This is a genomic window from Phycisphaeraceae bacterium (assembly GCA_019454185.1).
GTDB lineage: Bacteria > Planctomycetota > Phycisphaerae > Phycisphaerales > UBA1924 > JAHBWV01.
The window spans coordinates 3058463-3083747 of record CP075368.1 but is presented as its reverse complement, the minus strand read 5'-3'; the positions used below and the strand labels follow the sequence as shown (position 1 = coordinate 3083747).

The window sequence follows — 25285 nt, the reverse complement described above, 5'->3', positions numbered from 1 at the left end:
CATGAACGAGCATGACAACAAGCCGAACCGGGATCGCGTTCGTTCGATCTTTGATGAGGTTGCGGACCTGGCGCCGACCGAGCGTGCTGCTGCGCTCGGTCGGCTGTGTGTGACGGGTGATCGGGCGGATGCGGCCCTTCGGGAGGAGGTCGAGGGGTTGCTGGCGTCGCACGACGCGGCACGGCAGGGACGGTTCATGACAAGCCCGACGGCGGCGACGACGGTGCGGAATGCCGCGATCGCGGAGACGCCGGGTATGCGTGTGGGCCCTTACAAGCTGCTGCAGGTGATCGGCGAGGGGGGATTCGGGACGGTGTTCCTGGCCGAGCAGACGGAGCCGGTGCGCCGGCGGGTTGCCCTCAAGATCATCAAGCTCGGCATGGACACCAAGCAGGTGATCGCGCGATTCGAGGCCGAGCGTCAGGCCCTTGCGCTCATGGACCACCCGCACATCGCGCGTGTGCTGGATGCCGGCGCAACACCCATCACCGAGCACGGCGGCGGCCGCCCCTACTTCGTCATGGAGTACGTCGTCGGCGATGCGATCACACAGTTCGCGGCAAACAACAACCTCGATCTACGCGCCCGGCTCGAGCTCTTCGCCCAGGTCTGCTCCGCCGTCCAGCACGCCCACACCAAGGGCATCATCCACCGCGACATCAAGCCGGGGAACGTGCTGGTGACGATGTCGGATGGGATGCCGTTCGCGCGGGTGATCGACTTCGGCATTGCGAAGGCGACGGGGGGCTCGGGCGGGCTGACTGATAAGACGCTCTTCACCGAGCACCGCCAGTTGATCGGCACGCCGGAGTACATGAGCCCCGAGCAGGCGCAGGGGTCGCCGGACATTGACACGCGGACGGATGTGTACGCGCTGGGCGTGCTGTTGTATGAGTTGCTGGCGGGCGTGACGCCGTTCGATGGGAAGCGTCTGCGTTCGGCGGCGTGGGACGAGATGCGCAGGATCATCAAGGAGGAGGAGCCGCCGACGCCGAGTGTGCGTGTGACGCAGCGGCTGAAATCTAGCGGCTCTGCATCCTCCCCCTCTGTTCCTCCGGCGCCTGTGGGGGGGTGTCCCTCCGTCCCTTCCGACTTGCGCGGCGAACTCGATTGGATCGTGATGAAGTCTCTCGACAAGGACCGGGCGCGGCGGTACGAGACGCCGAGCGCCCTCGCCGCCGACGTGCTGTGCCACTTGAAGGGCGAGGCCGTCACCGCCGCCCCTCCTTCCGCGGCGTACCGACTCAGGAAGTTTGTGCGCCGCAACAAGGGCCCCGTCATTGCGGGAACAGCCGTCGCTGCCGCACTGCTCGTCGGAATTGCGGGGACGACCATTGGAATGTGGCGGGCGTCTGTTGCGGAAGCTGAAGCCACACACCAAGCGTTTGTTGCGGGGAGACACGCCGCCGCGGCCAATATTGAGCGTCTCAAAGCCGAGACCCAGCGTGACTTTGCGGCCCGGTCCGGTAGGGCGTTGCTCGCATTGCTGAACGGCAATGAGAGCAACACCGATCTCGCCTTTGTGCGAGGGATCAACCACGCTATAGGTGAGCGCTCAGCGACCGAGGATGGACATGGCCCCTGGGATCCCGATGACGTCGCAAAGCACGTGGGACGAGATCTCAGCGGCCTGTCCGCGCTCACACTCGATACCGCCCGGAAAGTGATCGATGCGCAAGAACAGCTCCGCCGACAGACCGACGCCGCCGAATGGTCCGCCTACACCGCCAACATCTTCGCCGCCCTTTCTGACCCATACAGCAGGCGTCGTTATCTCGACGCGTGCGCGGAGAAGCTCCGGAACTGGGAATGGGATTTCCTCAACGCATCGTCAGACGTAAGTCTGCTGACGCTGCGCGTCCCGGGGCGAAGCGATGTTTCCTGGACGCGGGCCGGGTTCGTCTCGGGAGGCACGCGAGTCGTCGCCTGCGCCGGTGAATCCATCATCGCCACGTTCGACGCCAAGACCGGCGAACTCTTGTGCGCCGGCGATGGTGCGGACAAGGTGTACGACTTCACCGCATCGCAGATGAGCTCGGTCATCGCGGTCAATGGCTCGCGAAGGAGTTCGGGAACCGGTTCGTCCGAGGAGTTCAACGAGGTGTGGGATGCCGAGACGCTCCGCAAGCGGTTCGTGCTCCCGGGGCGTGGAACGGTGTCGCCGTGCGGAAGGTGGGTGCATGCGTCGGCGGTGATCTTCGACGCGAACAGTGGTGCTCGGGTTGCCGCGCTCGATCTGCACGGGCGATACGGGCCGCACAGCAGAGGGGCGGGGTTCAGCGAGGATGGAAAGCAGTTCATCACATGGGGCACGGATGCCGTCTCTGAGCGGGTCTCTCGTGTTGATGTCTGGGACGCGGAGAGCGGCCGGCTGTTGCATTCCATCGAGGAGCTGCCGAGGTTGGATCGCGCTCTCGCGGCGGGGGATGCGCTGGTAACCACGCACTCGTTCGGGTATCGCGTGTGGGACAGGCACACCATGACGCACATCCGCACATTCGAGGCGGACACCGGGACGAGCGGAGACACCCTCTCCTCCGACGGGCGATATATCTACGCCAGACCATACAACTGCGAGGGGCGGATCTACGAGGTGGCCACCGGGACGCTCGTTTCGCGTCTGACCGACGAGGCACACGGCGTGTACGAGGGGGAGTTCTCAGAGGATGCATCGCGGATCGCGGCCGCTTCGGGCCCGTTCGTCTGCGTGTGGGATGTCGCGACGGGGAAGCGGCTAGCGAAGCTTCCCGGCCACCAGGAGGGGTGGATGAGCGTTGCGCTCAGCCCGGATGGCACGTCGATCCTGAGCCGCGGCTCAGACGGCATGGCACGGCTCTGGAGCGCAACAGCATTTCACGTGACCAAGATCGCAACGCCCGAGTACCGTATCTATGACAACGAGTCGACCGCACGCCGCAAGCTCACGAACAGCACGCACGTGCTCGCGACCGACTGGGATGGCAACGCGAGTGTCATGTTGATCGATGTCGCGACCGGCACTGTTGATGTGACCATCGATGTTCCGGCCCCATCGAATACAGAGTCAACATATGCTCTCAATGATGCTTTCTTCTCAGGTGATGGGCGGCGCGTGATCACACGCCGCGGGCCCTCGGTGCGCGTGTGGAACGCTGCGGACGGCGCGCCCATTCGGGAAATCGTTCTTCCGGTGAATATCGACAATCCCGCGATCCGAACCCGGGCCGCTGGCACCCGCCACGGACACCTGCCCATTGGGGACCCCGTCTGGCTCGAGTGCGACTACCAAGGATCGAGATTGCTTGCTCTCTTCGGCAACGGACTTGCCCGAGTGTACGACGCGACGGATGGCAACATCCTTCTGGAGGCTCGCGGCGATGGATACCCCATCGGCGTCCTCAGCCCGGACGGCGTAGTTGCCGCCATTGCCTGGGAAGACCACACCATCCGACTGTTCGACATCGCGTCCGCCACGCAGATCGGCATCTTGAGCGGCCACACAGACGTAGTCTCCCAGATGGCTTTCGATCCGTCCGGCAAACGATTGGTGACAAAGTCCGAGGACCTCTCGATCCGCCTCTGGGATCTGGCGAGCGGCGCGCAGAAAGTCTTGTTCACGGGTACCGAGCGCCTTCGCGATCCCTCGTCCTGGCTGCACTCTCTCTGGTTCTTCTGCGGCATTGGATCATTTGACCATGATCGCCAGCGCCTTGCACTTCGCGTGGATGGTGGCTGCGCGATTCATGACACCATCACCGGCGAGCTTCTGATCGAGCTGAAGTGGCACGCGTGGCCCATCAACCATGCGATCTTCAGCCCGGACGGCTCGAGGATCTTCACATCCTCGCTCGACAACACCATCCGTGTGTGGGAGTCTGAAACCGGGCGTGAAGTCATGGTGCTGAGGCCGGACATGGGAAATGAGAGCGGGTTCGCCGTGTTGGATCTCAGCCCAGACGGCACACGCCTCATCGCCCGATACGCGTTTGACTCGACGTTCCACGTGTTCGACACTCTGCCCTATCAGAATCGCCACGGGGCTTCAAAGTGATTCCATCATTATGGCCGACCCTTCCGCTCTCGACGATTCCGGCCGCCCGTGGTCGGAGAACCCTGACGCACGGGCCCTGCTCAAGGAAGCCGAGGAACTCATCGGGCGCGAGGGGGAAGACGATCGCGAGTAGGTGTGTGCAGCCGAGTCCTGATGCACGCCGCACGCGAACGACAAAGGCACCGCCCGGGAGAGGTGCTTACTTCTAGAGAGTGACTGTGTCACAGAGGAGACACCGCTCTGGAGAGCGGTGCCACCGAAGAGAGAGCAAAGGCAGGGGTCATCTCGAACAAGAACGCGGGCACGTGCGACGTTGCACATGCCCGCGCATTGCGGAGGCGGATGGTTTTCGCGTTCGGACCGAGATTCCTACCGGAGTGGTTGGGAGGGGGTTTCGGTCGGTTGCCCGGGGTTGATACCCCGGTGCGGATCAGTTGCCGCGTTCGAGGCGATCGAGGAGTTTGCCGAGGCGGTCGTCGAGTTTGTCGAGGCGGGAGTTGAGTTCGTTGATCTGTGATTCGAGTTGGCCCATGCGATCGGCATCCGCGGGTGATGCGGCTCTGGGGTCGCGGAGGACCTGGAAACTGCGCTGAGAGGAGCGGCCCTGTGCCGCACCCGGCTCGGAGGGCGTGGCGGGGGGTGTGGGCGCCGAGGGGACGACGAAGAGACGGTCGAGTCCTCCTTGTCCCGCGGCTCCTTCACGGAGTGTGCTCTGTGAGCGGCGGAGTTCTTCGAGGGCCTGACGCATGCGCTCGGATGCTTCGCGCATGCTCTCTGCGCCTTGCTGGCCTCGGAGCTGGGACATGGCCTGCTCCATCGAGCGTTCGGCGAGTTCGAGGGCGCGCTGGGCCTCTTCTGAGTTGCCGGAGCGGCGGTAGAAATCGACCGTGGGGAACTCGCGGATGATGGTTGGGCTGAGACTGGCCGTGCCGGCGGCGGTGATCGGCCCGATGCCGAGTTTGGAGGCGTCGTAGCCCTCGAGCACCATGTCGAGGTTCTTCTCGCTTCCCTTGCGGAGGATGCGGACCTTGACCTTCTGTCCGGGCTCTTTGGTGTTGAGGACCTGACGGAGGGTGGTGTTGGTGACGTTCTGTCCGTCGATGGCGATGACGATGTCGCGTGCCTGGATGCCCGCGTTGGATGCGGGGAGATTCTCGATCACGCCATCGACGACGAAGCCGGCGTCTTCGCTGAGGCCGAAGTGCTCGCGGAGGGTGGCTCCGACATCTGACATGTTGATGCCGACCATGACCTTGGGGGGCTGGGCCTCGCCCTGGGCGATGGAGAACGTGGTGCTCGGTGTTGCGGTCCACTGGCCGCCACCCGCGATCGGCGGGATTGGAGGGACGGCTCGCACTGCGGGGATGACGGGCATGGCGGGGTTTGTGTCCATCGAGACGATGACGCCGCCCTGCTCGTCGAGCAGTTCGACGCGGGACTCGGAGAGGCGGATGCGATCGTCGGGGACGCGCTTGCCATTGAGCTTTGCGTCGAGGGTGTCGTTCTTGAGTTTGATCTCGTAGCGATCGCCCGAGGCGGTGGTGCCGCTCATGACGATGGTGCGGTCATCGTTCGTGCTGACGATGGTGCGCGTGGTTGACCCGCCGGAAGCGGTCTGCGCGGGGGGCGGCGTGGGGGGCGACGGGGGTTGGGTGGTCCAGGTGACCTGTGCGCCGGCGGATGATGCGGTCCCGACCGCGAGGAGGAGGGCGGAGAGTGCGGGGAGGATTGAAGTGTTTCTGCTGAGGTGTTTCATGGGTGTGCTCCGTTGCTCGCGGCGTGTGCGGGTCTGGTGCGCGGCCACGAGACTCTTCGTCTTTCGGATCGGTGCAATGGGCCGATCGGGACTCTCACACAGTGATGCGCGTGGGACGGGTTTCCGTCGCGTCGGGGCGGGTGAGTGTTGTGATTACATTCGACCCGGTGCGGTGGTGACGGGGATGAGGATGGGGCGGGCCTCGCCTCGCTCGTCGTAGCCGAGTCCGATGCCGTAGACCTGCGGGACGATGCGTCGCTCCATGATCTGTCGGACGTATCGGACCTCGTAGCCGCCCCCTTCCTGCGGGATAGTCTGGACAAGAAGGGGCTCGCCGACCTCGCCGAGGACGCGGCCATCCTGTTGGCCGGCGCGGAGATAGGCGTCGAAGTAGTCGTCGGGTTGTGAGGAGGCGGAGAGGCCGAAGGGGGAGAGCGCGGCGTGATTGACCGGAACGATCGAGTTCGGGCTTTCGGCGTGGTTCGGCGGGCGGACGATCCAGGCGAGGGCGAGCGCGGCGGCGGCGGCCCAGCCCCCCCACATACGGAGCGAGCGGGCGCGGTCGGAGATGCCGCCCGCGGCGTGGACGGGAGCGTCGACATCGTCGGCGAGGGCGACGACCTCTGTCATGGCTCCGGAGAGCTCGGCGTGGTCTTGCTGGAGGCCGGCGAGATCGCGCCAGATGGAGGGGTCTCGCTCGGCGAGGGCCTTGAGCGCGGACCAGTCCTCGGGCGAGGCCTCGCCGTCGATGACGCGTGAGATCAGGATGTCACGATCGGTGCCGGTCATGGTGTTGGCTCCGCGTTTTCGTGCGGCGTCCCTGCGTGTGGTTGTGGCGCGTGCGGGTCCTGCGTTGCGCCTTCGGGCTTGCGTTCGATGGTGTGGCTTGGCGGGTGTGTTTCTGAGGGGGCTTTCTCCGCGAGTTCGCGGAGCATGCGCCTGCCTCGGGCGATGCGGGTCTCGATGGTGGTCTCCGGAAGCCCCATGAGTTCGCCGATCATGCGGTAGCTCATGCCCTGGAGGCATCTGAGGAGGAGTGGCTCGCGGTATCCGTCGGGGAGTCGCTCTGAGAGTTCCATGAGGCGTCGGGCCTCTTCGCGTCGTCCGGTCATGAGGTCGGGCTTGGCATCGGCGGGTGCGCCGGCTCCGGTGGTGAGCCCGAGGGCTCCGGAGGCGGAGGCGGGGCGGTGCTCGGTCTCGTCGCGGCGACGGCGTTTGAGTGTGCGCCCGGACGCGTGGGCGGCGTTCACGGCGACCGTGCGGAGCCAGGGCTTGAGCGCGGCGGGGTCTCGGATCTCGTTGACACGGCGCACGAACTGCATGGCGACATCCTGCAGAAGGTCTTCGAGGTCGGCTTGTCTGGGCTTGTGGGCCATGAGAACGGCGGCGACCCAGCGGCGGTGGTCTTCCCAGACCTGGCGCTGGGCGTCGCGCTCGCCCCTGATCGCGGCGAGAACGAGCGCAGCACCCGCGCTGCTTCCGGTAGCCGCTCGGTCTTCGAGCCCGACAAGTCGCACGTGCTTGTACTCCCGCAATGACTCAGAACGAGGATGCGCACCCGTGGGGGTTCCCGTCAGAGGAATTCCGGTGTTCGGGGTTCCGGTTGCGTGTGATTGGTACAACGATCGGGAGCCAGATACCGTTCGGTCGGATTGTGCCGCGCCGGGTAGAAAGGGGTGCGGGCGAGGTTTCCCAAACAAACGCCATGCCCCAGCGAGTTTCCATGCTGAGCACGAACAAGCCGTCGGGTGATGCCATGTCGTTTGGCGATCATCTGGAGGAGTTGCGTTCGCGGCTGATCGTGGCGTTGCTGGGGTTGATCCCGATTCTGATTCTGGCGTTGTTGCTGGGTCGCAAGTTGATGGAGATTCTGATGCTGCCGGCGCGGAGTTCGCTCCGTGAGCAGGGTCTGCCGGAGACGTTTCTTTCGACATCGCCGGCGGAGTCGTTTGCGCAGTACATCAAGGTGTCGCTGCTGGCGACGGTGTTGATGGGCAGCCCGTGGCTTCTGTATCAGGCGTGGCTCTTTATCGCGCCGGGGCTGTACAGGCATGAGCGGCGGTTCATCCACATTCTGTTGCCGCTGAGCAGCGTGCTGACGGCGGCGAGCGCGTGCTTCATGTATTTCGTGCTGCTTCCGGTGATCCTGGCGTTCTTCATGCGCTTCGGGACGCACATCTCGGAACGTGGGAGCGAGGTTGTGGATGCGCAAGGGATCGTGCTTCCTTCTGCTCCGGTGCTGGGGGGTGACCCGGCGCATCCGGGCTCCGGGACGATGTGGATCAACGAGCCGCTGAGACAGCTGCGTGTGAACGTCGCGCCCGAGGGGAAGCCCCCGGAGATTTATGGGATGGCGCTGACGCGAGACACGGGGATTGTGATCCAGCCGCGGCTGACGGACTACTTCAAGTGGCTGACGGTGATGGGCATCGGGTTTGCGCTCGCGTTCCAGACGCCTGTGGTGGTGTTGCTGCTCGGGTGGGCGGGCGCGATCGATCCGAAGGTGATCGCGAAGTATCGGAAGCACGCGATTCTGGGTGCGTTCGTGATCGGGGCGGTGTTGACGCCTCCGGACCCGGTGTCGCAGCCGCTGCTGTCGATTCCGATCTACCTGTTGTATGAGCTCGGGCTTGTGCTGTTGAAGATTCTCCCTGCGAAGAAACTGTTCAAGTCAGAATCCGAGTTGATGGAGGAGCAGGGAGAGGATTGAGGTTTGCGCACGCGGCAGGGGAGAGTAACAGGAGCCGCGCATGGGACTGGGACGGGACATCCTGAGGGTCTTTGGGTTGGGTTACGGATCTCTCGCGGACGCGCCAATCGCTCGTCCGCAGACGATTCTCGATCCGGTCGATGCGCCCGGGGGAGATGGCGCGGGAGCGGATGCGGCGCGCGGTGGGGCGGGGCCGGATGCTTCGCTCGCAACCGAGACCGATGTTGCGATGATGCGTCGGGCGTTGGAGCTGGCGCGTGCGGCGGCCGACGTGGGCGAGGTACCGGTCGGCGCGGTGGTGTATGAGACGGCGACGGGGCGGGTGCTGGGTGAGGCGTTCAATCGGCGTGAGATCGACAAGGACCCGACAGCGCACGCGGAGTTGCTCGCGATGCGCGGGGCGTGTGCCGCGAAGCACGATTGGCGCCTGACGGATTGCACGGTGGTGGTGACGCTGGAGCCGTGCCCGATGTGCGCGGGGGTGATCGTGAACGCGCGTGTGGGGCGGCTGGTGTACGGCGCGGCGGATCCGAAGGCGGGTGCGTGCGGGTCGCTGATGGCGTTGACGAACGATGCGCGCCTGAACCATCGGGTGGTGCCGGTGGAAGGCGTGCTGGCGGAGGAGTGTGCCGCGCTGCTCAAGAGTTTCTTCGCGTCGCTGCGGAGACCGGATCGTCCGAAGAAGCCGGATAGTTCTGTGCCGAGGTTGTGAGCGCTTGAGCGAAACAGAAGAGAAAGGCATTCACCACAGAGAACAGGGAGGGCCACGGAGAAGAGATGTGGGCTTCATGCGAAGCACGAGAAGAAGAAGACATTGAACGCGAAGATCGCGAAGAAGACAGATCTGAATGCGGAGAGGAACTGGGCCATGAGGGCACTGTGATGCACGATTGTCGGATGCTCCGCCATGCCTGAGTTGCCGGAAGTGGAGACCGTGAAGCGGACGCTCGAGCCCTTGCTCGTGGGGCGGGATGTGGCGCGCGTCGAGTTGCGGCGAGCGGACATCGTCGAGGGTGATGGTTCGGCGGCCGCGCTGCTTGAGGGCACGACGATCGAGGCGATACGCAGGCACGGGAAGCAGATCGCGCTGATCGGCTCCGGAGCGGGTGTGCGTCGCGCGCTGGTTGTACACCTGGGGATGACGGGTCAACTGGTGCATCACGCGGCTCGCCCCGATCTTCAATCCACAACGCATGTGCACGCGCTGTGGACGATGGAGAGGGGCGCGGCCCTGAAGAGCAAGCCCGCGGGCGTTCTGGTGTTCCGTGATCCGAGGCGATTCGGCGGGTTGTGGCCGCTCTCGCTTGATGCGCTCGGGGCTCGGTGGAGCGAATTGGGTCCGGATGCGCTGGCGGCGACCGGGGAGGGGCTGGGCGAGCGTGGCGGCGCATCGGCGCGAGCGGTGAAGGGCGTGTTGCTGGATCAATCGGTGATCGCGGGGGTCGGGAACATCTACGCGGATGAGGCGCTCTTCCGGGCAGGGATCCGGCCGACGCGTGGTGCGCGGCGGGTGCGGCGTGAGGAGTGGGACGCGCTCGCAGCGGCGATCGGTGGGGTGATGCGTGCCGCGCTGGAGGCGGGAGGATCGACGCTGCGGGATTATGTCGGGGGAACCGGGGAACGAGGCCGTGCCCAGCTGGGGCACGCTGTGTATGGCCGGATGGGCGAGCCGTGTGTCGGGTGTGGGGCGACCCTCAAAGGTGGGGTTGTTGCGCAGCGGACGACGGTGTGGTGTGCGAAGTGCCAGAGGTGAATTGCGAGGCGATGGGGAGGACTATCCACAGCGATACCCACATTGTGGAGAAGCGGGCGGGTGGTTCGCGGGGGCGTGCCGAACGCCGGGGCCTCTTCTTCCTTCATCATTGAGATAGACATGATGATGGTGATAGCAGGGGCTGGCGCTTTGTGGAGTGTCGGCCGATCGGATGTCACAAGGTGTTGATCGGAAGTGGTTTACGGATCAACAAGGGGAGAGGACATCCTGTCATTTGTCGTGCAATCGCGGACGGGGCGTTGTATCTGCGGCGGGGCACCCGACCGGCGTGTGAGCGGATCGTTCAGACCCGGCGGGCATTCGTGTCGTGAAGCGCCCGGTTCTGCACCATCGTTCCACAGTCACAATCGCCAGGTAGGAGGAAGGAAACGAAGGTGAGGCACGCCTTGATCCGGGCGGGGACAAAGGCCGATCGTGTGAGCACAGGGTGGAGAGCCGGTTTAGTAGTGGCCGTTGGTGAGGCGTTCTTCCATGGAGCGGATGGCGGCGTCGAGTTTGTCGTCCTGTTCGCGCCGGGTCACGATGGCCTTGAGGGCGTGCATGACGGTGGTGTGGTCGCGTCCGCCGAAGAAGCCGCCGATCTCTTCGAGGGAGTGGCGGGTGAGTTTGCGTGCGAGGTACATGCAGATCTGGCGTGGGAGGACGACGGACTGCTGGCGTCGCTTGGATTGGAGATCGGCGAGACGGACGCCGTAGAAGGTGGTGACGGTGGTGACGATCGCCTGGATGGAGGGGATTGCGGCGGCGACGATGTCTCCGAGTGCCGCGGAGGCGAGGGAGAGGTCGATGGGTCGGCCCTCGACCTTTGCCTGGATCTGGAGCTTGATGACCGCGCCTTCGAGTTCGCGGATGTTGGCCTTGATGCGTTCGGCGATGTAGCCGGCGACTTCGTTTGGGATCTCGAAGCCGCGGATGCGGGCCTTTGCCTTGACGATCTCGACGCGTGTTTCGTAATCGGGTGGTTCGACCTTGGTGACGAGTCCCCACTTGAAGCGCGAGACGAGACGGTCTTCGAGGTCGGGGATCTCTTCGGGGGGCGCGTCGGAGGAGAGGATGATCTGCTTGTGCGCCTGGTAGAGGGCGTTGAAGGTGTGGAAGAATTCTTCCTGTGTGCGGTCGCGCTTGGCGAGGAAGTGGATGTCGTCGACGACGAGGACATCGACATCGCGGAAGCGGTGGCGGAAGTCGTTCATCTGTCCCTGCTGGACGGCCTCGATGAACTGGGTCATGAAGCCCTCGCAGGATGTGTAGTACATCGCGGCGGCGGGGCGTTCTTCGGCGATGCGGAGGCAGATGGCCTGGAGAAGGTGGCTCTTGCCCAGGCCGACGCCCCCGTGGATGAAGATCGGGTTGTACGCGCGCCCGGGCATGTCGGCGACGGCGACGGCGGCGGCGTGCGCGAGGCGGTTGCCGGGGCCGATGACGAAGTTATCGAAGGTGTAGTCGGGGTTGATGACGAGCGATTCGTGCTGGCGGGGCGAGGCCTCGCGCGAGCCGAAGGAGACGCCGCCTACTGCGCCGGATTGTCCGTTGCCGGCCAGGGTGCTCGGCGAGCCGTCGGAAGTTGATGAGACAGCGGGCTCGTGGTGGTGCTGCGGCTTGGGTTCGAGGATGGAGCCGGCGGCGCGCGGGTTGCGGGCCGGGGGGGCGACGGCCTCGTCCGGTCCGAGGAAGCGGACGGCGAGGAGTTGGCCGGAGACGCTGCGGATCGCGTCGTTGAAGTGGTCGAGGCACTGGCTTCTGAGGTAGTCGCGGTGAACGGCGGTGAGGGTTCGGACGGCCATGACGCCGCCGGAGACGCCCAGCGGCTCGAGTTCCTCGAACCACTGGCGGCAGATGGCGGGGTTGTGCGCTCGCAGATGCGAGAGCATTCCCTCCCAGATCTTGCGATCGGGGTCGGCCAACGGAGAATCCACCCTTCCTGCGCGCCCCGCACACGTCGGCAATCGCGCCAAGCAACCCGTCAGACAGACGGGGCGCACCGCGCGACCCCGCAACGCGAAACGTAATCGGAACGGGGCCTTGAGTCAACACCAATCGGTGCAGTCTCGCGGCGCGGATCGGCAACCCTCGCAGGATCAGACGCTTGCGGGGGCACGAAATCCGCGATCGTTCAGCGCCCGGCGTGTTCGGCGACCTTGGCCTGTTCCTCGTAGCGCTCTCTGTTGTTTTTGTGGTCCATCAGGAAGAGCACCTTGGAGGCGCGGTCGGCACCGACGGCCTCGACGAGGCGCTTGCGAGCGAACTGGAGGTTTGTGCGCCGGGAGATATGGATGAGGACGAGGGCCTGCGATTCGAGGACGCGGAGCCACTCGGCGACATCGGTGACGTGCATGTGCATGCCGACCTTGGCGCGTTCGCGATGGTCGGGCTCGAAGAAGGTGCACTCGCAGATGACGATCTGGGCCTTGCGGACGTCCTCGCGGACGAGGTGCGGGCCGGGCGCGGTGTCGCCGAGGTAGGCGACGAGGGGGATCTCGAGGGTTCGGGTGATCTCGACGCCTCGGTCCTTGAGCTCGCGGAGTTTCTCCTGCGGGAGGTCGATGAACTCGGTCTTGAGTTTGCTGCGTCGCTCGACGACGGCGTAGCCCATGGAGGGGCAGTTGTGCTCGGTGTGGAACCCGCGCAGGAAGATGTTGTTCTTGATCTCGATCTGCTTGTTGTGGTCGAGCGGGACGATCTTGTAGGAGGTCTCCTGCCGTTCGAGCTCGACGAAGCCGGCCATCATCTGGCGGATGGCCGTCTCGATGCGGGCATCGCAGACGATGGTGGCATCGCCCATGCCCTGGAAGCGGCGCTGGGAGCAGAAGTAGGCGAGCCCGCCGACGTGGTCCATGTGGCCGTGGGAGATCGCGGCGTATTTGGCGGGGAGCATCGCGCGGGGGCACTCGCCGAGATCGAAGACGATGTCGAGCTCGGGGATCGCGACGGACGTGGTCTCGCCGGCGACGGAGACGCCCTGGATGCGGAAGGGTGGAACGTACAGGAAACCGAGTGAGCCCTCACGAGGAGGCGGCTTGGGGAGCATCGATGAACCTCCATCGGCAGGGCGTTTGGCCCGGCCTGGACTGTTGTCGATCGATGGTAGGACGCGCCGGCACCCTTCAGACGCTTGAGACAGATTCTCATTCGACTGCGGGGTCGTGACGGCGCATCATCACGGTGCTTGAACAAGGGATCAGAGAGTTCGGCGTCTGGTGTGTTCTCGCCTCGGGGCGAGCTGCGCGGGGCGATTCTTGCGGGCGTGCTGCTGGCGATCGGGTGGGTCCTGGGCGCGGTGTCGGACGGGGTGTGGGCGTCGGCTCCTGTGTGGGCGTCGCTGGGGATCGGGCTGGTGTATGGCGGGCGTGCGGCGTTTGACGCGCTGCGTTCGGGCGCGTTCAACATCGATGTGCTGATGGTGCTCGGCGCGGTGTTCGCGGCGATCGTCGGGCATCCGGACGAGGGCGCGCTGCTGCTCTTTCTGTTTGTGCTTGCCGGCGCGCTCGAGGAGCTGGCGATGCAGCGCACCGAGCGCGAGGTGCGGGCCCTCTCGGCGTTGATGCCGACCCAGGCGATTGTGTGGCGCGGGGGCGAGTGGTTGGAGGCGGAGCCGGAGACGCTGGAGATCGGCGAGCGGGTGAAGGTGCGACCGGGTGAGCGGGTGCCCGCCGATGCGCGGGTCGTGCTCGGCTCGACGAGCATGGACCAGGCGACGCTGACGGGGGAGAGTGTGCCGCGTGAGGTCGGTGTCGGGGAGACGATCTACGCGGGGACGATCAACGTCGAGAACCCGATCGAGTGCGAGGTGGTGCGTCGTGCGTCGGAGTCGAGCGTGCAGAAGGTGCTCGACCTTGTGCTGACAGCGCGGGAGCAGCGCGAGCCGGTGCAGCGTGCGATCGACAGGATCAGCGAGCCGTACGCGGTGGGTGTGACGGTCGTGTCGGTTGTGGTGGCGGTGGTGTGGATGCTCGTGCTCGGGCGCGACTGGCGCGACGCGTCGTACACGGCGATCACGTTCCTGATCGTGTGCTCGCCGTGTGCGCTCGTGATCGCGACGCCGACGGCAACGCTCGCGGCGATTGCGCGGGGCGCGTCGAGCGGCGTGCTCTTCAAGGGGGGGCAGACGATCGAGAGGTTGGCGCGGGTGCGGGCGGTCTGCTTCGACAAGACGGGGACGCTGACGGTGGGTCGCCCCCGGCTTGAGGCGGTGATGCCGGTCGGCTGGTCGGATCCGGACGCGCTGCTCGCGGTGGCGAGCGCGCTGGAGCAGGAGAGCACGCACCCGATCGCGGCCGCGGTTCGCGACGGCGCGGCGGCGCGGGGCGTTGCGAGCGCGACGCTCGAATCGGTGACGCACGAGGCCGGGCGCGGCATGGCGGGCATGGTGGGCGGCGTGCGTGTGCGCCTCGGCAGTTATCCGCACACGGAGGAGATCATCCCCGTCTGTCTGCGGGCCAACACCCGCGAGACGCTGGAGCGGATCCGCAGCCACGGGCGCATCGGCATCGTTGTCGCGGGCGAGGGCGCGGAGGGTGTGGAGCGGACAGCGGCTCCGGAGCATGCCGGCGGCGCGGCGGTGCTCGTGCTGCGCGACGCGGTTCGGCCGGGTGCCAAGCGGCTGGTCGCGCATCTGCACGAGATGGGCGTGCGCCCCGTGAAGATGCTGACCGGCGACAATCGCACGACCGCCTCGTTCGTGGCGAAGGAGCTGGGGCTGGATGAGTTTGAGGCGGAGCTGATGCCCGCGGACAAGCTCCGGCTTGTGCACGAGATCAAGGAACGGCTGGCGCGTGAGGGGAATGAGCGAGCGGGCCGGCGAGCGGGCCGGCGCGGGGGTGTGGCGGTGATCGGGGATGGGGTGAATGACGCGCCCGCGCTCGCGGCGGCGGATGTCTCCGTGGCGATCGGATCGATCGGGTCGGACGCGGCGCTTGAGACGGCGGACATCGTGCTGTTGAACGACGATCTCTCGGCTGTGGGGTGGGCGATCGAGTTGGCGCGTCGGGCGCGCCGGACGGTTGCGGTGAATCTGGTGTTTGCGCTCTTGGTGATTGTGGCGATGGGTGTGGCGACGCTGGTGGGGTCGGCGATCGGTCGGCGTGTGCCGCTCGGGATCGGCGTCTTGGCGCACGAGGGGGGGACGCTGCTGGTTGTGGCGAACTCGCTGCGCCTGTTGATCGGTCCGGCTTTCAGGGCGGGCAGGGCTTCTGAGCCGCGGGCGGAGACGGAGTATTCGAGCACGACGGCCGCCGCCTGAATGGGGACAGAGAAGAGGAGTTTCGGGTCGCTTATGCTATCTGGCCTGAAGAGGTCGTCCATGTGGACGCGAGGGTGGGGGCGGAACGAGGGTCTTTGATGTTCTCACAGACAACCGAGTACGCGCTGCGTGCGATGGCGCTTCTGGCGTACTACCCGGACCAGTTGGTGCCGACACCGACGCTCGCGGAGGAGACCAAGGTTCCTCCCACGTATCTTGCGAAGGTGCTCCAGCAGTTGTCGGGCGCGGATCTGATCACCGGTCGGCGGGGCGTCGGGGGCGGGTACAAACTCAACAGGGCGCCCGAGCAGATCAATCTGTTGGATGTGATCAACGCGGTTGCGCCGATCAGGCGGATCACGACGTGCCCGCTCGGGCTCGCCGATCACGGATCGAATCTGTGCCCGCTGCATCGTCGGATGGACAACGCGGCGAAGGTGATCATCGAGTTGTTCGAGGGCGTGACGCTGGCGGATCTGGTGAACCAGCGTGAGGGGTCGCGTCCGCTGTGCGACAAGGCCAAGGCCGCGAAACTCACGGTTTCGATCTCGAAGAAGTGAGCGCGGATTCGACCTGAACGGCGCGGATCTTACTTGGTCGGGTCGGCCGCGCCGGGCTGTGTGGATTGGGCGTGGAGGCGTGCGGCCTCGTCGATGATGGCGTCGAGCACGACTTCGTCGCCGACGATCCAGCGCGGGACCTTGCGGCCGTTCAGGGTGATGGTGGGGAGCGACTGGACGCCGACGCGCTGCGCGCCGCGGATGTCCTGGTCGAGCGCGGCCTGGACGGAGCGGCCCCGGTATGTGTCCATGAACTTCTGGAGGTCGAAGCCGTGCTCGTCGGCGAGCGTCATGGCTTCGGCGACGATCTTCTGCTCGTTGAGATCGGACTGGTTCGCGAGGAGCCAGTCGTGCATGTGCCAGTAACCCGCTTCGCCCGCGAGTTCGCCGGCGGTTTCTGCGGCTCTGGAGGCGGCGCACGAGAAGGGGAAGGTGACCTGCTGCACGTACGGGTTGCACGTGCGATTCACGGGGTAGTGCCGGAAGGTGTACCGCAGGTCGGCGCGCGACGCGATGATCTGGCGGATCGCGGCATCGGCGCGGGCGGTGAACGGCTCTGAGTAGTCGCCCCACATCGAGAGGCGCAGGGGCGCGTCCTCGGGGCCGACCGACCAGGCGCGGTCGTCGACCGGATCGTTCATGGGGCGGACCGCGAGCCAGTCTTCAACGATCTTGCGGCGCATGCCCGGGGGCTGATCTGAGGCGGCGGTCGCGGGCGCGGGGTTGGAGGCGAGCAGGGCCTCGACGGCGCGCATCAGCGCGCCCTGGTTGATGACGCCCCGGAACTCGACACCGTTGATGAAGACCGTCGGCGTGTACTGCACGCCGAGCGCCATGCCCTCTTCCACGTCGCCGGAGACGAGCGCGGAGGTCGCGGGGTCGTTCATCGCGGCGGTGAAGCGGGCGGGATCGATGCCGAGGTTCAGCACCCTGGCCGAGAGTTCCTGGTCTGTGAAGACGCCGTTGACGGAGAAGACCCACTGGTGCATGAGCCAGAAGGCATCGTTGCCGCCCGCGATGCCGGCGGCTTCGGTGGCGCGTGCGGCGCGGCACGCGTTGGGGTGCTTGTTGTTTCCGGCGGGCATGTAGCGGTTGCAGTCGGTGCTGAAGGGGAAGTGCTTGGCCGAGAGCGAGACCTCGGGGTACTTGGCGAGGATGTCGAGCGCCTGCTTCTCCATGCCCTTGCACTCGGGGCACTGGTAATCGCTGAAGATGACGATGCGCACCGGCGCGACCTCGGGACCGAGCCGGTAGCGACCCGTGAACGCGCGGGGCGTGGGCTGAGGGGTCGGTTGCGAAGTAGGTTGGGCAGTCTCTGCGGCGGCGATCGGCTCGGGGTCGGTCTCTGGCGATGCGCCGGCGTTGGTCGCGGGATCTGTTGTCTGCTGCGGCTGTGCCTGTGAGCGGGCGATCGCTTCGCGTGTGGAGTCTCGCAGTTCCTGCTCGGCCTTGTCGCGGGCGCGCGATCTGGAATTGGCCTCGGCGAGGCCGAGCGCACCCATCAGCACGAGGAAGGTCGCGAGCGCGGAGACGAGGCCCGCGCCCTTTCGCGCGCCGGCGCGGGGCGTGGTTTCGAGGACGAGAAGGAACGCGAAGTTGGCGGCGTGCGACGCGATGCAATAGGGGCAGAGGATCTTCTCGGTGAAGGAGACCACGATGAATCCGAGCGAGGCGAGCACGCCTAGTCGGGCGATCCAGCGAGCGACGGGGCCGGGATTGGCGCGTGAGACGATGTAGCCGACGAGGACGGCGGTGAAGTAAGCGAGCCCGAGGGAAGAGGTCGGGAGGCCGAGCGGGGGGATCGATCCGAAGACGCTGCGTGCCGCGGCCCCGCATCCCCCGGCCGGACCGCATCCGGGGAGCCCGATCGAGCCGAAGTGCTCGAGCACGAGGGCGGCGGATGAGCCCGCGGCCACCAGCAGCAGCAGCGAGCCGATGATCAGTCGCGGGAGCAGAGCGCGAGCGCCGGCGTGTATCCGGGGCTCGGGCTTCTGTGCTGATTGGCTGGTGTTCAACGGTGTGCTCCGAGGCGCGGATCGTCGTGAGCCGCGTTGATTGTACGTTTGGGGCTTCCGAGGGTTGGGGGCGAAGGTCTCTGATCGGGCGTGATCGTCCGAGAACGCGCGAGAATCGTGCTTTTGTCGCGCGTCACCTTTCTGTAGGATGGGTGGGTGCGAGTCGAATCGCGGTGTGAGGACCGCATCGGCGCGCAGGATGCGGATACAGGAGCGTGAGACATGAGAATCGTGCGCACGTCTGCTTTGGCGCTGGTTTCCGGCGCGGTGGTTGGTTGCCTGGGATTTGGAGCGTACGGGCAGCAGCCGACCGAGGCGGACGCGAAGCGCCGGCCGGTGCCGGTGACGATCCACGCGCCGAAGGTCGAGTTCCGCCCGATGTCGGGGACGGGGGTTGAGGTTGAGGCGCCCGGTGATGGGATGTCCCGCAGTTGTGCCACGGTCTCGTCGCACACCGACGCGAACTTTGCCGGCGGCTCGTATGTCGTGCAGGCGGGGTTCGCGGAGATGGAGATCGCGGCTTCCGAGTATGTGATTCCCGCGAGCGCGTTCCCCATCAAGATCGATCTCTGCGAGTTCATCATCGCGCAGTCAGCGGCGATCGTGCCGACGACGACGAAATGGACGGTGATGGTGTGGCAGGGGCCGCCGAACACGGGCACGCTGGTGGCGTCGTACTCATCGGACGACATCGTGCTCCCGCATCTTCGCATGTCGGCCGGCACCAACGCGACGAACGTGCAGTTTCTGATCGATCCGGGTGATCCCGAGCAGATCATCATCAATGCGAACCCGTCGAACTCGTTCACGATCGGCTTTCGGATCGACGATCACAACAACCAGACCGCTGATCCGTGCTTCACCGCGCCACCCTCGAACCAGAACGCGTTTCCGACGACGGACGTTTCGGGGCTGGCCCAGCCGACGCGGAACTGGTTGTTCGGCGTGAACTGCGGGCCGTTCGGGTGTCCATCCAACGGCGGGTGGGCTCGGTTCAGTACGCTGGCGTCTTTCTGCCGCCCGAGCGGCGACTGGGTCATGCGCGCGACCTGGACATCGCTCTCGTGCACGCCCGGTGTCGGCGCGTGCTGTCTGCCCGATGGGTCGTGCGTGATCGCGACGACGACGGACTGCTCCAACGCCAACGGCATCTACAAGGGCGACGGCTCGACGTGCGCGACGGCGGGATGCACCGCGGCCTCGCAGGCCTGCTGCTTCCCGGCCACCGGCGGGTGCCTGAATCTCTCGCCGTCGGATTGCACCACGGCGGGCGGCGTGCCGGGGGGCGTCGGCACGGCGTGCGCCACGTTCACGTGCTTCCCCAAGGGCGCGTGCTGCCTGCCGGATGGATCGTGCATCGACAATATCTCGCCGACGGATTGCGGATCGCTCAGCGGTACGTATCAGGGGAACAACACCTCGTGCGGCTCCGTGAACTGTCCGCCGCCGACGGGCGCGTGCTGCTTCCCGAACGGCTCGTGTCTTGTGCTGACGCAGAGCGACTGCGGCACGGCGGGTGGTTCGTGGGCGGGCATCGCGACGACGTGTGCCGACGGGAACGGGAACGGAACCGCGGATGCGTGCGAGTCGGACTGCCGCGCCGACGTGAACGGGGACGGCGAGCTGGACATCCTCGACTTCCTGGATTTCTTTGATTCGTTCGGCGAGTGCAGCGGGCTGCCCGGTCCGTGCGCGGGCGGGAGCGGTGTGGATGCGGACTACAACGAGGATCAGTTTGTTGACATCCTCGACCTCTTGGACTTCATGGACGATTTCGGCAGGGGGTGCTGAGGAGTGTGATTCGGCCGCGAGGGTGGAGCATGGACGACCCCACTGCGGAGACGGATGGCGCGATGAATCGGAGTTGATCGCGCGGCGTTGCTCGTGAGCGATTGGCTTGTCAGGGGGTCGTGATGCGCGGATCGAAGTTGGCGGGTCTGCTTGCTTGTGTGCTTGGCCTGGTCTTGGGCACAGTGTTGGGCGTGCCGCCGGCGAGGGCGAGCGATGACTGCGAGCCGGGGTGGAGCGCGCTCGTGGGGCCGAGCATCGCGGGCATGGATGACACGGTGAATGTGATGACCGTCTTCGACGACGGCTCTGGTCCGGCCTTGTACGCAGCCGGCGTGTTCACGACAGCGGGGGGCGTGACGGTCAATCGCATCGCCAAGTGGAACGGCAGCGCGTGGTCCGCTCTCTCAGGCCCGAGCGACATCGGGTTCGACGGCATCGTGCGAGCGATGACCGTCTTCAATGACGGCTCCGGTCCGGCCCTGTACGTCGGCGGCTCGTTCATCACGGCGGGCGGCGTGACGGTGAACCGCATCGCCAAGTGGAACGGCAGCGTGTGGTCGGCCTTGAGTGGACCGAGCGGCGTGGGCGCCAGTTCGGACGTCTACTCCCTCACGACGTTCAATGACGGCTCCGGCTCGGCTCTGTATGCCTCGGGTTTGTTCGTGACGGCGGGGGGCGTGACGGTCAATCGAGTGGCCAAGTGGAATGGCAGCGCGTGGTCGGCCTTGAGCGGACCGGGCGGGATCGGCGCGGATCAGTTTGTCTCTGCGATCGGGGTCTTTGATGATGGATCCGGACCGGCGCTCTACGCAGGTGGCAATCTCACCTCTGCGGGCGGCGTGCCGGTCAATCGCATCGCCAAGTGGAACGGCAGCGCGTGGTCCGCCCTGCCATTTCCGGGCGATCTGGGTGTGAATGGGCAGATCCTGGCCATGACAGTGTTCAATGACGGCTCGGGTCCTGCTCTCTATGTGGGCGGCTCATTCACGACGGCGGGTGGCGTGACGGCCAATCAGATTGCGCGCTGGAACGGCAGCGCCTGGTCGGCCTTGAGTGGACCGAGCGGCGTCGGCGTCAACAACTTCGTTCGCGCGTTGGCCGTGCACGACGACGGTTCCGGTCCGGCCCTCTTCGTCGGCGGCTTCTTCAACACTGCGGGCGGCGTGACGGTGAACCGCATCGCGAAGTGGAACGGCAGCGCGTGGTCTGCGGTGTCTGCTCCGGGGGGCGTGGGCGTGAATGCCAACGTTCTGGGCATGACGGTATTCAACGATGGCTCTGGTCCGGCGTTGTTCGCCGGGGGCACGTTCGCGGCGGCGGGCGGTGTGACGGTGAACCGCGTCGCCAAGTGGGATGGCAGCGACTGGTCTGCGCTGGCGAACCAGAGCCCTGTGGGGATGAACGCCTTGGTCTTTGATATGGCCGCGTTCAACGTCGGTTCCGGTCCGGCCCTGTATGCCGGGGGCGCGTTTACCACGGCTGGCGGCGTGACGGTGAACCGCGTCGCGAGATGGAACGGCAGCGCGTGGTCGGCGTTGACAAGTCCGGGTGATGTCGGCGTGAGTGGCGCGGTCTTCAGCGTTGAAGCGTTCAACGACGGCAGCGGCCCCGGGCTGTACGCGGGCGGTTCGTTCATCACGGCCGGCGGCGTGACGGTCAATCGCATCGCCAAGTGGAACGGCAGCGCGTGGTCGGCGCTGACCGGGCCCGGCGATGTCGGCTTGAACAATTCCGTTCTCAAGATGAAAGTCTTAGACGACGGTTCGGGCCCCGCTCTCTACGTTGGCGGCTCGTTCATCACGGCGGGGGGCGTGACGGTCAATCGCATCGCCAGGTGGAACGGCAGCGCGTGGTCGGCGTTGGCCGGTCCGGGCGCAGTCGGCGTGAGCGGCCCCGTTCGAGCTATGGCGGTGTACAACGACGGATCAGGTCCGGCGTTGTATGTCGGGGGCGACTTTCTTTCTGCGGGAGGCGTGTTGGCCGACTTTATCGCGCGCTGGAACGGCAGTGCGTGGTCGCCGGTCGGAGGGGGGACCAACGCCAGAGTGAACGCGCTGGCGGTGTTCGACGACGGATCTGGCCCGGCGTTGTATGCCGCGGGAGAGTTCACCGAGGCGGGCTTCCGCTCGATCAACCGGGTTGCGCGCTGGGATGGCGTCGAGTGGACGGCTTTGGGAGGCCCGCCTTTCAATGGCGTGAACAACGCCGCAACAACTCTGCGGGTCTTTGACGATGGCACCGGACCCGCGCTGTACGTGGGCGGCGTGTTCACCACGGCGGGCGGCGTGACGGTGAACCGCATCGCCAAGTGGAACGGCAGCAGTTGGTCGCCGCTGTCCGGACCAGGTGCAGTCGGCATGAGTTTCGGGGTCTACTCGCTCTGTGAGTTTGATGATGGAGGTGGCTCGGACCTCTACGCCGGAGGCGATTTCGTTCAGTCGGGTGGCGTTGTGTCCAACGGGATCGCCAGGTGGGAGGTGTGCTCGCCTCCGCCGCCGGACTGTCCGGCCGATGTGAACGGCGATGGCGATCTGGACGTGCTGGACTTCCTCGACTTCCTCGACTCGTTCGGCACGTGCGGCGGGTTGCCCGGCCCGTGCGCGGGCGGGAGCGGCGTGGATGCGGATTACAACGGGGACACGATCGTGGATGTGCTGGACTTCCTCGACTTCCTCGATGCGTTCGGGACGGGGTGTTGAAGTCGGATAGCCCGAGATATGCAACCAGATCTTGCTGACCGGCCACGGGGACCTCCTGTGGCCGGTTGTCTCTGCGCCCTCGGTGGTGGTGGGAGGGCTGAAATTGTCAGAAAGCGATTGCCCGCGTCGCGAACCGTTCTCGCATGGAGATGTGTCGTCGGCGTCCGCGTGGGCGTCGGCGGCGGGGCCTGGCGTCCTGCACGCCCATGCCGGAGCGTCGAACCAAGCGAGGTGTGAGATGTGTGCGATGCGTGATCTTCGCGAGCGGGCATTATCGGGCGTCGGGTCGCTGAGCCGCGCGGGTGCGGTGGCGATGGCGGCGGGGCTGGCGTGGGCGGGCGGGGCGATGGCCCAGCCGGGCGGCGCGCCCATCACGTTCTGGACCACACCGACGAGCGGGAGTTGGTTCGACTTTGCGCGCTGGAGCACGGGCGTGCCGAGTTCGACGACGACCGCGCACATGAGCGGGGTCGGGGCGTATCTGGTCGAGGTTGTGAGCGCGGATGCGCACTGCCACCACCTGAGCATCGGCAACGCGGGCACGACGCTCGGGGTGCGCGCCGTGGGCGCGAACGGCTTCGTCACGGTGTATGGAACACAGATCGAGAACGCCGGAACGATCTCGATCGGCGGACCCTCCAACACGGCATCGGCGCTGCTGAGGATCGCAACCAACTGCACCGTGAACGGACCGGGCGAGATCGTGATGGATGGTGCGGCGGGCGTTGCCGAGATCAACGGGCTCTTCGGTGCGCCGTACCTGCTGGTGCAGAACGCGGGGCACATGATCCGTGGAAGCGGACGCATCACGAGCCCGTTCCAGAATGAGGGGCTGGTTCATGCTGACATGCCCGGACGGGAGCTGGCGCTCGCCTCGTGGGGAAAGACGAACAACGGACAGATGCGGGCGAGCGGCGGGGGCGCCCTTCGCATCGCGATCAACACGGGCAGCTTCACGCAGGGCCCGTCGGGCGAGATCGTCGTTGAGGACGGTTCGCGCCTCTCGCTCCAAGGCGCCGGCGATGGTCTCATCGGCGGCTCGATCCGCACCGAGGGAACCGGGTTCGTCCAGATCGAGTCCCAGGGCGTGCCGCTCAACGGCGTCGCGTTCGAGGGGGAGATGCGGTTCGTTTCCAACAACGGCGTCCACATCGGGAACGCCGGCATCACGAACAACGGACTCATCAACCTCGGTGCGCAGGGCTTCTTCGCCTCGACCGCGGGCGGCAGCGCGACGGTGCTCGGGAACGGCCGCCTGCAACTCGAGGGGGGACAGCTCGGCAGGTTCCTCGACGGATTCTCGTACACGATCGTGAACGGAGCGGACCACGCCATCGGCGGCATCGGCAACCTCCAGGCCGCCATCATCAACCACGGCACCATCAGCGCCGACCGCAACGGGCTGACGACCGGGCCGAGCGAGCTTGTCTTTCAGCAAGCCCCGAAGACCAACCACGGACTCATCGAGGCCACCGGCACCGGCGTGGCGCTGTTCAGCAGCGTCGCTCTCACACAGTCGGGCACCGGCGTTCTTCACGCGGGCGGCGGCTCGGCGGTCGCGCTCAACAACTCGACGATCACCGGCGGAACACTCACCACCGGCGGCACGGGAGTGATCGTCTCGGAGGGAACAGCCAACACCCTCGCCAACCTCGCCCTCGCGGCGGATGCGAGGGTCCTCGTTCCCTGCTCCGGCACCACCACGCTCGTCGGCTCCATCACCAACGACGGCACCATCACCATTGATAACTCGGGGTGCGGCCCCTCCTTCGCCACGCTCCGCACCACCACGGGCGCGACCGTCGGAGGCGAGGGAGAGATCTACCTCAAACGCAATCCAACGAACGCCTCGGCGACGCTCCAGGGCGGCGCGACAAGTGGTGCGGCGTTCGTGCTCAGCGGCAACCAGCGACTCACCGGCGCGGGGCGCGTCTCCGGCTTTGTCACGATCTCCGGGATCATCGATCCTGACTCGCCCCCCGGCGTCGGATCTCCCGCGGGCTCGGAGGCGGGCACACTCGAAGTCCTCGCCGGGTCGGTGCTCACCATGAGCGGCGCGACGCGGACGCGCATCGACATCCTCGGCGCATCGACATTCGATCGCATCAGCGGCGCGGGGTCGGTCGTCCTCGACGGGACTCTTCGGGTGGACCTCACGGCGTACACGCCCGCGAATCTTCAGACGTTCGATCTTGTGCTCGGGCCTTCGGTCTCCGGCGCGTTCGACGCGGTCGTCTTTGATTCGCCGTATCAGGTGGGCGGGCGCGTCGAGGTGTCGGCCAATCGGGCGCGGCTGATCATCTGCTCAGGCGATGTCACCGGAGATGGACTGGTTGACATTCTCGACTTCCTCGACTTCATGCAGGCGTTCGGCGAGTGCCAGGGGCGGCCCGCGCCGTGCGGGAGCACGCTCAACGCCGACTTCAATGGGGACACCATCGTGGACATCGTGGACTTCCTTGAGTTCATCGACGTCTTCAGTTACGGCTGCTGAACACCAACCACGAACGTTGATGCAGCGAGGGGACTTCGTACGCGTCGCCTCATGATCCTGAACATCGCGCTTGGTGGGAGCGGACCGATCCGGCTGGATCGGTCCGTTCTGCTTCCGGGTGTAGGGCCATGCACACCAAGATCAAGTCAGCGTCCGCGCGTGCCCTCGTCCTGTGTGACGGAGCGACGGTCGACATCGTGCCTGTCTCGGCAGCCGA

The 25285-nt window shown here is 66.1% G+C and carries 15 protein-coding genes; 9 read left to right on the top strand and 6 right to left on the bottom strand.

Annotation, left to right across the window (positions count from 1 at the left end; all coding sequences use genetic code 11):
* Position 1: 1 nt before the first annotated feature.
* On the top strand, positions 2-4030 hold the full coding sequence (locus KF838_13030; protein ID QYK47703.1) for a protein kinase: 4029 nt from the start codon (positions 2-4) through the stop codon (positions 4028-4030).
* A 430-nt stretch (positions 4031-4460) separates the two neighbouring features.
* Here KF838_13030 and KF838_13025 read toward each other — a convergent pair whose 3' ends face one another.
* The 3 genes from KF838_13025 to KF838_13015 all read right to left on the bottom strand — a co-directional run bounded on the left by KF838_13025 (position 4461) and on the right by KF838_13015 (position 7303).
* Positions 4461-5786 (bottom strand): PDZ domain-containing protein, encoded by a 1326-nt coding sequence (locus KF838_13025; protein QYK47702.1) that lies wholly within the window; start codon positions 5784-5786, stop codon positions 4461-4463.
* 153 nt (positions 5787-5939) lie between these two features.
* Positions 5940-6575: a hypothetical protein gene (locus KF838_13020; protein ID QYK47701.1), complete on the bottom strand. Its 636-nt coding sequence runs from the start codon at positions 6573-6575 to the stop codon at positions 5940-5942.
* Complete coding sequence (locus KF838_13015; GenBank protein ID QYK47700.1) at positions 6572-7303, bottom strand: sigma-70 family RNA polymerase sigma factor; 732 nt, start codon at positions 7301-7303, stop codon at positions 6572-6574. The genes KF838_13020 and KF838_13015 overlap by 4 nt, the downstream gene beginning before the upstream one ends.
* Before the next feature lie 188 nt (positions 7304-7491).
* Here KF838_13015 and KF838_13010 point away from each other — a divergent pair, with 188 nt between their 5' ends.
* The 3 genes from KF838_13010 (at position 7492) to mutM (ending at position 10249) form a co-directional block, all read left to right on the top strand.
* The gene (locus KF838_13010) at positions 7492-8496 is read left to right on the top strand and encodes a twin-arginine translocase subunit TatC (GenBank protein ID QYK47699.1); all 1005 of its coding nucleotides are present in this window, start codon (positions 7492-7494) and stop codon (positions 8494-8496) included.
* Between the two features lie 40 nt (positions 8497-8536).
* Positions 8537-9208 carry a tRNA adenosine(34) deaminase TadA gene (tadA, locus tag KF838_13005; GenBank protein ID QYK47698.1) on the top strand — a complete coding sequence of 224 codons (672 nt, stop codon included), beginning with the start codon at positions 8537-8539 and terminating at the stop codon, positions 9206-9208.
* Positions 9209-9403: 195 nt separating this feature from the next.
* Positions 9404-10249, top strand: a complete 846-nt coding sequence (gene mutM / locus KF838_13000; protein ID QYK47697.1) for a bifunctional DNA-formamidopyrimidine glycosylase/DNA-(apurinic or apyrimidinic site) lyase — start codon at positions 9404-9406, stop codon at positions 10247-10249.
* Between the two features lie 461 nt (positions 10250-10710).
* Here mutM and dnaA read toward each other — a convergent pair whose 3' ends face one another.
* Both dnaA and KF838_12990 read right to left on the bottom strand, forming a co-directional pair.
* A complete protein-coding gene (gene dnaA / locus KF838_12995) occupies positions 10711-12174 on the bottom strand; it encodes a chromosomal replication initiator protein DnaA (GenBank protein ID QYK47696.1) in 1464 nt (487 codons plus the stop codon).
* A gap of 209 nt (positions 12175-12383) precedes the next feature.
* Positions 12384-13298 (bottom strand): MBL fold metallo-hydrolase, encoded by a 915-nt coding sequence (locus KF838_12990; protein QYK47695.1) that lies wholly within the window; start codon positions 13296-13298, stop codon positions 12384-12386.
* A 138-nt stretch (positions 13299-13436) separates the two neighbouring features.
* Here KF838_12990 and KF838_12985 point away from each other — a divergent pair, with 138 nt between their 5' ends.
* Positions 13437-15509 (top strand): cation-translocating P-type ATPase, encoded by a 2073-nt coding sequence (locus KF838_12985; GenBank protein ID QYK47694.1) that lies wholly within the window; start codon positions 13437-13439, stop codon positions 15507-15509.
* A 98-nt stretch (positions 15510-15607) separates the two neighbouring features.
* On the top strand, positions 15608-16069 hold the full coding sequence (locus KF838_12980) for an Rrf2 family transcriptional regulator (protein QYK47693.1): 462 nt from the start codon (positions 15608-15610) through the stop codon (positions 16067-16069).
* A gap of 29 nt (positions 16070-16098) precedes the next feature.
* On the opposite strand, the gene KF838_12975 is transcribed toward KF838_12980, so the two are convergent.
* The gene (locus KF838_12975) at positions 16099-18084 is read right to left on the bottom strand and encodes a thioredoxin domain-containing protein (GenBank protein QYK47692.1); all 1986 of its coding nucleotides are present in this window, start codon (positions 18082-18084) and stop codon (positions 16099-16101) included.
* Positions 18085-18306: 222 nt separating this feature from the next.
* Between KF838_12975 and KF838_12970 the strand changes: the two genes are divergently transcribed.
* The 3 genes from KF838_12970 (at position 18307) to KF838_12960 (ending at position 25068) form a co-directional block, all read left to right on the top strand.
* Positions 18307-19875: a hypothetical protein gene (locus KF838_12970; protein QYK47691.1), complete on the top strand. Its 1569-nt coding sequence runs from the start codon at positions 18307-18309 to the stop codon at positions 19873-19875.
* A 122-nt stretch (positions 19876-19997) separates the two neighbouring features.
* A complete protein-coding gene (locus tag KF838_12965; GenBank protein ID QYK47690.1) occupies positions 19998-22574 on the top strand; it encodes a hypothetical protein in 2577 nt (858 codons plus the stop codon).
* Between the two features lie 247 nt (positions 22575-22821).
* On the top strand, positions 22822-25068 hold the full coding sequence (locus tag KF838_12960; protein QYK47689.1) for a hypothetical protein: 2247 nt from the start codon (positions 22822-22824) through the stop codon (positions 25066-25068).
* The last annotated feature ends 217 nt before the right edge of the window (positions 25069-25285 follow it).